General features: G+C 64.1%; 3 protein-coding genes, 1 tRNA gene and 3 pseudogenes. 3 read left to right on the forward strand and 4 right to left on the reverse strand.

Annotated elements, in window-relative coordinates:
* Positions 1 to 37: 37 nt before the first annotated feature.
* Together N5J71_RS21480 and N5J71_RS21485 are read right to left on the reverse strand one after the other, a co-directional pair.
* A tRNA-Asn gene (locus tag N5J71_RS21480) sits at positions 38 to 113 on the reverse strand.
* Positions 114 to 1,423: 1,310 nt separating this feature from the next.
* Entirely contained in the window at positions 1,424 to 2,620 is a 1,197-nt protein-coding gene (locus tag N5J71_RS21485; protein WP_279917619.1) for an amino acid aminotransferase, read from the reverse strand.
* A 244-nt stretch (positions 2,621 to 2,864) separates the two neighbouring features.
* Here N5J71_RS21485 and uvrB point away from each other — a divergent pair, with 244 nt between their 5' ends.
* Complete coding sequence (gene uvrB, locus N5J71_RS21490) at positions 2,865 to 4,880, forward strand: excinuclease ABC subunit UvrB (protein ID WP_279917620.1); 2,016 nt, start codon at positions 2,865 to 2,867, stop codon at positions 4,878 to 4,880.
* Positions 4,881 to 5,934: 1,054 nt separating this feature from the next.
* On the opposite strand, the pseudogene N5J71_RS21495 reads toward uvrB, so the two are convergent.
* Positions 5,935 to 7,127 (reverse strand): annotated as a pseudogene (locus tag N5J71_RS21495) (MFS transporter).
* Positions 7,117 to 8,031, reverse strand: a pseudogene (locus N5J71_RS21500) (HlyD family secretion protein); the annotation flags it as partial. The pseudogenes N5J71_RS21495 and N5J71_RS21500, both read right to left, overlap by 11 nt.
* 2 nt (positions 8,032 to 8,033) lie before the next feature.
* Between N5J71_RS21500 and N5J71_RS21505 the strand changes: the two are divergent.
* Both N5J71_RS21505 and gltX read left to right on the forward strand, forming a co-directional pair.
* Positions 8,034 to 8,443: pseudogene (locus N5J71_RS21505) on the forward strand (LysR substrate-binding domain-containing protein); the annotation flags it as partial.
* A 33-nt stretch (positions 8,444 to 8,476) separates the two neighbouring features.
* The gene (gltX, locus tag N5J71_RS21510; RefSeq protein WP_074859226.1) at positions 8,477 to 9,958 is read left to right on the forward strand and encodes a glutamate--tRNA ligase; all 1,482 of its coding nucleotides are present in this window, start codon (positions 8,477 to 8,479) and stop codon (positions 9,956 to 9,958) included.
* The last annotated feature ends 137 nt before the right edge of the window (positions 9,959 to 10,095 follow it).

Below are 10,095 nucleotides of genomic sequence, written 5' to 3' on the forward strand. Positions count from 1 at the left end.
TAATAAAAAACCCAGCACTAGGCTGGGTTCTTGAATTTGGCTCCGCGACCTGGACTCGAACCAGGGACCCAATGATTAACAGTCATTTGCTCTACCGACTGAGCTATCGCGGAACAACATCCCGTATGTTACTGATTAAAAAGGGGAAGTCAACACTTTGTGGGTGGCTTCTATCTGGCCACGACGCGTTTGGTTTGGTGGGCGCGGCTTTGGCCGCGACAGCGGTGGTAGAGCGCGGCTGATGCGCAATACCGCTGTCTGGGTATTGGTGTAGAAGCTCGGCCCGGGGCGAAGCGTTTGGTTGTGCGGTGTTCTTGCGATTCGCCGCGAGGCGCGGCTCCTACAGGGGGAGGTGGTGCCTGTGGTGTTTGCGTAGGAGCCCCGCCCCGGGGCGAAGCTTTAGCTTTTGCGGTGCTCTACCGAATGATTCGCGGCGGGGCGTCGCTCCTACGGGGGCTGTGATTTTTTGTGGGAGCCCCGCCCCGGGGCGAAGCTTATGGTTTGCGGTGTTCCGGAGGATGCTTCGCCGCGAGGCGCGGCTCCTACAGGGGGAGGTGGTGCCTGTGGTGCTTGCGTAGGAGCCCCGCCCCGGGGCGAAGCGTTTGGTTGTGCGGTGTTCTTGCGATTCGCCGCGAGGCGCGGCTCCTACAGGGGGAGGTGGTGCCTGTGGTGTTTGCGTAGGAGCCCCCCCCCCGGGGCGAAGCTGTTGGTTTGCGGTGTTCCGGAGGATGCTTCGCGGCGGGGCGCCGCTCCTACAGGGGGAGGCGGTGCCTGTGGTGCTTGCGTAGGAGCCCCGCCCCGGGGCGAAGCGTTTGGTTGTGCGGTGTTCTTGCGATTCGCCGCGAGGCGCGGCTCCTACAGGGGGAGGCGGTGCCTGTGGTGCTTGCGTAGGAGCCCCGCCCCGGGGCGAAGCGTTTGGTTGTGCGGTGCTCTTGCGATTCGCCGCGAGGCGCGGCTCCTACAGGGGGAGGCGGTGCCTGTGGTGCTTGCGTAGAAGCCCCGCCCCGGGGCGAAGCGTTTGGTTGTGCGGTGTTCTTGCGATTCGCCGCGAGGCGCGGCTCCTACAGGGGGAGGTGGTGCCTGTGGTGCTTGCGTAGGAGCCCCGCCCCGGGGCGAAGCTGTTGGTTTGCGGTGTTCTGGAGGATGCTTCGCGGCGGGGCGCCGCTCCTACGGGGGCTGTGATTTTTTGTGGGAGCCCCGCCCCGGGGCGAAGCTTATGGTTTGCGGTGTTCCGGAGGATGCTTCGCGGCGGGGCGCCGCTCCTACGGGGGGCTGTGATTTTTTGTGGGAGCCCCGCCCCGGGGCGAAGCTTTTGCTTCTGCGGTGCTCTGTGAACGCTTCGCGGCGGGGCGCCGCTCCTACAGTTATATGATGCATACAAAAACGCCGGCTCATGGCCGGCGTTTTTGTTTATCGTCAAGGCTTACAGTACAGCGTGGATGGCGCGAGTGACGCTGTCCAGGTTGCCGTTGTTCAGCGCGGCGACGCAGATGCGGCCGGTGCCGACGGCGTAGATGCCGAATTCTTCCTTAAGGCGTTCCACTTGCTCCACGGTGAGGCCGGAGTAGGAGAACATGCCACGTTGCTCGGCGACGAAGCCGAAGTCACGCTTGGCGCCCAGTGCGGTCAGTTGCTCGACCATGGCCAGGCGCATGCTGCGGATGCGGTCGCGCATTTCGCCCAGTTCGGCTTCCCACATGGCGCGCAGTTCGGGGCTGTTGAGCACGCTGGCGACCACGGTGGCGCCGTGGGTCGGCGGGTTGGAGTAGTTGGTGCGGATCACGCGCTTGAGTTGCGACAGCACGCGAGTCGACTCCTCACGGCTGCTGGTGACCAGCGACAGGGCACCAACACGCTCGCCGTAAAGCGAGAACGACTTGGAGAAGGAACTGGAGACGAAGAATTCCAGGCCCGACTCGGCGAACAGGCGCACGGCTTCGGCGTCTTGCTCGATGCCGTCACCGAAGCCCTGGTAGGCGATGTCGAGGAAGGGCACGTGCTCACGCTCGCGCAGCACGTCCAGTACGGCTTTCCAGTCTTCCAGCTGCAGGTCGACGCCTGTCGGGTTGTGGCAGCAGGCGTGCAGCACGACGATGGAGCGGGCCGGCAGGTTGCGCAGGTCTTCGAGCATGCCGCCGCGGTTCACGCCGTTGCTGAACGGATCGTAGTAGCGGTAGTTCTGCACCGGGAAGCCGGCGGTCTCGAACAGGGCACGGTGGTTTTCCCAGCTCGGGTCGCTGATGGCCACGGTGGCGTCCGGCAGCAGGCGCTTGAGGAAGTCGGCGCCGATCTTCAGTGCGCCGGTGCCGCCCAGGGCCTGGGTGGTGATCACGCGGCCGGCTTCGATGAGGGCTGCGCCCTTGCCGAATAGCAGCTCCTGCACGGCCTTGTCGTAGGCGGCAATGCCTTCGATGGGTAGGTAGCCACGTGGCGCGTGCGCCTCGATACGCGCTTTTTCGGCTTCTGCGACGGCGCGCAGCAGCGGAATTCGCCCCTCCTCGTTGTAGTAGACGCCCACGCCAAGGTTGACCTTGGTCGCGCGGGTGTCGGCGTTGAATGCTTCGTTGAGGCCCAGGATGGGATCGCGCGGAGCCATTTCGACGGCAGAGAAGAGACTCATGATGGATGCGGCAACTCGAGTGAGGGGTGGGTGGCCAGGCGTCCCCGACAAAAGCGCTAGGGGGCGCGTAAACGGGGCGTTAGTATAACGACCCTGTATCCAGGGGGCGACAGCGCAAAGCCCTGAATTAAGGCCTTTTGCCAGGTAATTCGACTCTACCTGGAGCTATTGCCGAGTCGCCCCGCAATTCATGGCTTTGACGCCGCCCGACAGGGCGCGTCACAGTCGTTTGTCGAGGTGCTGCATGTCCGAATTTCAGTTGGTGACTCGCTTCAAACCTGCCGGCGATCAGCCCGAGGCGATCCGGCAGATGGTCGAGGGGCTGGAAGCGGGGCTTTCGCACCAGACTCTGCTGGGCGTGACCGGCTCGGGCAAGACCTTCTCCATCGCCAACGTGATCGCCCAGGTACAGCGTCCGACGTTGGTGCTGGCACCGAACAAGACCCTGGCGGCGCAGCTGTACGGCGAGTTCAAGTCATTCTTCCCGAACAACGCGGTGGAGTATTTCGTTTCCTACTACGACTACTACCAGCCGGAAGCCTATGTGCCGTCTTCGGACACCTTCATCGAGAAGGATGCCTCGATCAACGACCACATCGAGCAGATGCGCCTGTCGGCGACCAAGGCGCTGATCGAGCGCAAGGACGTGATCGTGGTCTGCACCGTGTCGTCGATCTACGGACTGGGGAGCCCCGAGGAGTACCTGAAAATGGTGCTGCACCTCGACCGTGGCGACAAGATGGATCAGCGCGCGCTGCTGCGGCGCCTGGCCGAGCTGCAGTACACGCGCAACGACATGGATTTCGCCCGTGCGACTTTCCGCGTGCGCGGCGATGTGATCGACGTCTTCCCGGCGGAATCGGATCTGGAAGCCATTCGCGTCGAGTTGTTCGATGACGAGGTGGAGAGCATCAACGCCTTCGACCCGCTGACCGGTGAGGTGATCCAGAAACTGCCGCGTTTTACCTTCTACCCCAAGAGCCACTACGTCACCCCGCGTGAAACCTTGCTGGAGGCGGTTGAGCAGATCAAGGTCGAGCTGCAGCAGCGTTTGGAATACCTGCGCGGCGCCAACAAGCTGGTGGAGGCGCAGCGCCTGGAGCAGCGCACGCGCTTCGACCTGGAGATGATTCTGGAGCTGGGCTACTGCAACGGTATCGAAAACTACTCGCGTTACCTGTCCGGTCGCCCAGCTGGCGCGCCGCCACCCACTCTTTACGACTACCTGCCTGATGAAGCGCTGCTGGTGATCGATGAGTCCCACGTCTCGGTGCCGCAGGTCGGCGCGATGTACAAGGGCGACCGCTCGCGCAAGGAAACCCTGGTGGAATACGGCTTCCGCCTACCCTCTGCACTGGATAACCGACCGATGCGTTTCGAGGAGTGGGAGGCGGCCAGCCCGCAGACCATTTTCGTGTCCGCCACGCCCGGGCCTTACGAGGGCGAGCATGCCGGGCGCGTGGTGGAGCAGTTGGTGCGACCGACAGGCTTGGTCGACCCGCAGATCGAGGTGCGCCCGGCGCGCACTCAGGTGGATGACCTGCTCTCGGAGATCCGTTTGCGTGTGGCAGCGGGTGACCGCGTGTTGGTCACCACGCTGACCAAGCGTATGGCCGAGGATTTGACCGATTACCTGAGTGACCATGACGTCAAGGTGCGGTACCTGCACTCGGACATCGATACCGTCGAGCGGGTGGAGATCATCCGTGACCTGCGCCTGGGGGCCTTCGACGTGCTGGTGGGCATCAACCTGTTGCGCGAGGGGTTGGACATGCCCGAGGTGTCGCTGGTGGCGATTCTCGACGCGGACAAGGAAGGTTTCCTGCGTAGCGAGCGTTCACTGATCCAGACCATTGGTCGCGCGGCGCGTAATCTCAACGGTCGGGCGATTCTCTACGCCGACAACATGACCGGCTCGATGCAGCGCGCCATTGGCGAGACCGAGCGGCGCCGCGCCAAGCAGATCGCCTTCAACGAAGCCAACGGCATCGTGCCCAAGGGCGTGCAGAAGGACGTCAAGGACATCCTCGAAGGCGCCGTGGTGCCTGGTGCGCGTAGCAACAAGCGCAAGGGCATGGCCAAGGCGGCGGAGGAGAGCGCTCGTTATGAAAATGAATTGCGCTCGCCGAGCGAGATCACCAAGCGTATTCGTCAGCTGGAAGAGAAGATGTACGCCCTGGCGCGCGATCTGGAGTTCGAGGCTGCGGCGCAGTTGCGTGACGAGATTCAGAAGCTGCGTGATCGGTTGTTGCAGGTTTGATGTTGCTGCATGGGGCCGAGGTGCCGGTGTAGGAACCCCGCCCCGGGGCGAAGCTTTTGGTTTTGCGGTGTTCTTGCGATTCGCCGCGGGGCGCGGCTCCTACAGGGTGGTGCGGTGCCTGCGGCATGCGTGTAGGAGCCCCGCCTCGGGGCGAAGCTTTTGGCTTTGCGGCGTTCTCTCGATTCGCCGCGAGGCGCGGCTCCTACGGGGTGGTGCGGTGCCTACAGGGTGGTGCGGTGCCTACGGCATGCGTGTAGGGGCCCCGCTCGGGGCGAAGCTTTTGGTTTTGCCGTGTGCTTGCGATTCGCCGCGGGGCGCGGCTCCTACGGGTGGTGCGGTGCCTACGGCATGCATGTAGGAGCCCCGCCCCGGGGCGAAGCTTTTGGTTTTGCGGTGTTCTTGCGATTCGCCGCGGGGCGCGGCTCCTACGGGGGGGGCGGTGCCTGCGGCATGCGTGTAGGAGCCCCGCCCCGGGACGAAGCTTTGGTTTTGCGGCGTTCTCTCGATTCGCCGCGGGGCGCGGCTCCTACAGGGTGATGTGGTGCCTGCGGCATGCGTGTAGGAGCCCCGCCCCGGGGCGAAGCTGTTGGTTTTGCGGTGTTCTCTCGATTCGCCGCGGGGCGCGGCTCCTACAGGGTGGTGCGGTGCCTGCGGCATTTGTGTAGGAGCCCCGCCTCGGGGCGAAGCTGTTGGTTTTGCGGTGTTCTCTCGATTCGCCGCGGGGCGCGGCTCCTACAGGGTAGGGCGGCGCCTGCGGGGTTTGTGTAGGAGCCCCGCCTCGGGGCGAAGCTTTTGGCTTTGCGGTGTTCTCTCGATTCGCCGCGGGGCGCGGCTCCTACAGGGTGGTGCGGTGCCTGCGGCGTTTGTGTAGGAACCCCGCCCCGGGGTGAAGCTTTTGGCTTTGCGGTGTTCTCTCGATTCGCCGCGAGGCGCGGCTCCTACAGGGTAGGGCGGCGCCTGCGGGGGTTGTGTAGGAGCCCCGCCTCGGGGCGAAGCTTTTGGTTTTGCGGTGTTCTTGCGATTCGCCGCGGGGCGCGGCTCCTACAGAGCAGGGTCAGTGAGCTGCGCCATCGCCTGCCATGCTCTGCGGCAATTTCCGTGTCAATAGGATCGCCAGCATGCTCACACCCAGGGCGATGCCGATGAAATGGAAGGCATCGTTGTAGGCCATGATGATCGCCTGTTCATGGACGATCTGGCTGAGCTTGGCCAGTGCTGCCTGTTCGCTGCCCAATGTCTGTGTCAGCAGGTGCAGGCGTTCTTCGACCTGCGGGTTGGTCGGCACTATGGACTCGCGCAGGTAGTCGAAATAGACCTTGGCGCGGTCATCCAACAGGGTGGCCAGCAGGGCGATGCCGATGGCGCCGCCGAGGTTGCGCAGGATGTTGAACAGGCTGGAGGCCGAGCCGGCATCCTGCGGCAGGATATAGGCCGTGGCGATCAGCGACACCGTGACCATCACCAGCGGTTGGCCAAGCGCGCGGACGATCTGGATGTGCTGGAACTGCTCGCCTGCGAAGTCCGGGTTGAGCACGCCGGAGAAGAAACTCGCCGCGCCGAACAGGGCGAAGCCCAGGGCGCACAGCCATTTTGGCGAGATGATCTTCATCAGCTTGGGCACCAGCGGAATCAGGAACAGCTGCGGCACGCCCATCCACATGATCACTTCGCCGATCTGCAAGGCGTTGTAGCCCTGGATCTGCGCCAGATACAGCGGCAGCACATAGATCGATCCATAAAGGCCCACGCCGAGCCCCAGGCTGGAAATGCTGGCCAGGCCGAAGTTGCGCTCGCGCAGTACGTCCAGGTTGATCAGCGGTTTCGGGCGGGAGATCTGCAGGATGACGAACAGGATCAGGCTGACCAGCGCCACGCTGCCGAGGCCGACGATCAGTTGCGACTCCAGCCAGTCCTTGCGATGGCCTCCAGACTCCAGGCCAGGGAGCACAGCAGCGAGGCGATCAGAAAGCCCACCGACACCCATACCGCCAGGCGCCGCGCCGAGAGCAGCTGTACCAGCCAGGCGGTCAGCGGGATCATGATGATCTCGGCCACCAGGTAGGACGTGGAAATCCACGAACCCTCTTCCAGCGTGGCGGACAGCGCGCCCTGGATATCCTTGAGCGAGGAGTTGGTGATCTGGATATCCAGCACCACCATGAAGGCGCTGAGCATGGCGCTCATCACCGCGATCCAGTCGCGGCGGCTGGGTTCTGCCGTGGGGCGGATCAGCGCATCACCCGCCATGGCTGTCGTCGCTGCGCAGATCCACGGTGACCTCCACCGACATGCCGGGGCGGATCAGTCCATGCAGCGGGTTGTCGGCGGCGAAGGTCAGCTTGACCGGGATGCGCTGCACCACCTTGGTGAAGTTGCCGGTGGCGTTGTCTGGCGGCAGCAGACTGAATTGCGCGCCGGAGGCGGCGAACAGGCTGTCGATGCGGCCTTCGATCGATGGGCGTGTCCGGGTAGCTGTCGAACAACAGTTCGGCTTTCTGTCCTGGGCGCATGCGGCCGATCTGGGTTTCCTTGAAGTTGGCCTGGATCCAGATGTCCTGATCCGGCACCAGCGACAGCAGGTAGGCGCCGCTTTGCACCACCTGGCCTTCACGGGCTGAGCGCTGGCCGACCATGCCGCTGATCGGAGCATGGATCTGCGTGCCCGAGAGGTTGAGGTCGGCCTGTTCCAGGTCGGCCTGAGCCGCGAGAATCAGTGCGTCCAGACGTTTGAGCTCGGCTTCCAGGCTGGCCACCTGCTGACGCTGCGCCTGCAGATCGGCCTGGGCTTGGCCACTTGCGAGCGGGCCACGCGGTTGTCGGCGGCCAGGGTGGTGACGCGTTCTTCGGAGATGTAACCTGGCTTGCGCAGGGTCTGTGCGCGGCCGAGATCGAGCTTGGAGCGATCGAGGGTCGCCTGGCTGGCAGAAACGTCGGCCTGGCTGGCGGCGATCAGGCTGGCCTGCTGGTCGGGTTTGCTCTGCGCTTGGGCGCGTTCGGCCTGGTGAGTTTGCAGAGCGGCGAGGGCGCGCTGGCGCGCCAGGCGGAAATCGGCGTCTTCCAGCACGGTCAGGAGTTGGCCGGCTTCGACATGTTGGTTGTCGCGCACCAGGACCTTTTCGATGCGTGCATTCAACTGGCTGGAGACGCGAGTGCCTGACGGCGCACGGGACGCCGCGCAGCGTTGCCGGGCTGGAGGGGTATCGGGCGATCCTGCTGCAGCATGACGCCCCGCGTTACTGGCCGCTGTTGTGCGAACATCTGCCGTGCCAGCGGGTGATGACCTGCAACAACATCACCTTCGCCCGTGAGGCGACGCTGGCAGGTGCCGGGATTTGCGGGTTGCCGGTGATGATCAGCGAGGGGGCGGTGCGCAGCGGGCGTTTGGTCGAGCTGCTGCCCGAGGCGCGTCTGCCGGTGGGGGAGGTGTAGCCATCTACCCGTCGCGGCGCTTCCAGGTGATGAAGGCCAAGACCTTCCTCGACTTTCTCATCGCCAGCTTGCCGATCACCCGCGGCGGGTTGCTGGAGCCAGGGGCCGTCGGCCTGCTAACATCGCCCGCTTGATTCAATCCTCGTGTCTTCCATCCGAGAGCATTCATGACCACCGTCCGTACCCGTATCGCGCCATCGCCAACCGGCGATCCCCATGTCGGCACCGCCTATATCGCGTTGTTCAACCTGTGCTTCGCTCGTCAGCACGGTGGCCAGTTCATCCTGCGCATCGAGGACACCGACCAGGTTCGCTCGACTCGTGAGTCCGAACAGCAGATTTTCGATGCCCTGCGCTGGCTGGGCATCGAGTGGGACGAAGGCCCGGATGTCGGCGGCCCGCATGGCCCGTACCGGCAGAGCGAGCGTGGCGAGATCTACAAGAAGTATTCGGACGAACTGGTCAGCAAAGGCCATGCCTTCCCATGCTTCTGCTCCGCCGAGCGCCTCGATGAAGTGCGCGCGCAGCAGATGGCCAACAAGGAAACTCCGCGCTACGACGGCCACTGCATGCACCTGGAACCGGCCGAGGCGCAGCGTCGCATAGCCGCGGGCGAATCGCACGTGGTGCGCATGAAGGTACCGAGCGAAGGCGTTTGCGTGGTGCCGGACATGCTGCGTGGCAATGTCGAGATCCCATGGGATCGCATGGACATGCAGGTGCTGATGAAGGCCGATGGCCTGCCGACCTACTTCCTGGCCAATGTGGTCGATGACCACCTGATGGGCATTACCCATGTACTGCGTGGCGAGGAATGGCTGCCGTCGGCGCCCAAGCTGATCAAGTTGTACGAATACTTCGGCTGGGAACAGCCGGCGCTGTGCTACATGCCGCTGCTGCGCAATCCGGACAAGAGCAAGCTGTCCAAGCGCAAGAACCCCACCAGCATCACCTTCTACGAGCGTATGGGCTACCTGCCGCAGGCCATGCTCAACTACCTGGGGCGCATGGGCTGGTCGATGCCGGACGAGCGCGAGAAGTTCTCCCTGGCCGAGATGATCGAGCACTTCGACATCAACCGCGTGTCGCTGGGCGGGCCGATCTTCGATCTGGAGAAGTTGTCCTGGCTCAACGGCCAGTGGCTGCGTGAACTGCCGGTGGAAACCTTCGCTGCCGAAGTGCAGAAGTGGGCGCTCAACCCCGAGTACCTGATGAAGATTGCGCCGCACGTGCAGGGCAGGGTAGAAACCTTCAGCCAGATCGCACCGCTGGCCGGCTTCTTCTTCTCCGGTGGCCTGAACCTGGACGCCAAGCTGTTCGAGCACAAGAAACTCTCGCCCGACCAAGTGCGTCAGCTGATGCAGCTGATCCTGTGGAAGCTCGAGTCGCTGCGTCAGTGGGAAAAGGATCGTATTACCGGCTGCATCCAGGCGGTGGTCGAGCACCTGGAGCTGAAGCTGCGTGACGCCATGCCGCTGATGTTCGCCGCCATCACCGGTCAGGCCAGCTCGGTATCGGTGCTCGATGCCATGGAAATCCTCGGCCCGGATCTGACCCGCTTCCGCCTGCGCCAGGCGCTGGAGCTGCTCGGCGGCACCTCGAAGAAAGAGGCCAAGGAGTGGGAGAAGCTGCTGGCGAGCATCGCCTGACGGTAGACTCCTGGAGCCCCGCCCCGGGGCGAAGCTCTTGGTTTTGCGCTGTTCGCTCGAACGATTCGCCGCGAGGCGCGGCTCCTACAGGGGGGGGGCGGTGCCTGCGGCATTTGTGTAGGAGCCCCGCCCCGGGG

The organism is Ectopseudomonas oleovorans (assembly GCF_029845265.1).
GTDB classification, from domain to species: Bacteria; Pseudomonadota; Gammaproteobacteria; order Pseudomonadales; family Pseudomonadaceae; genus Aquipseudomonas; species Aquipseudomonas oleovorans.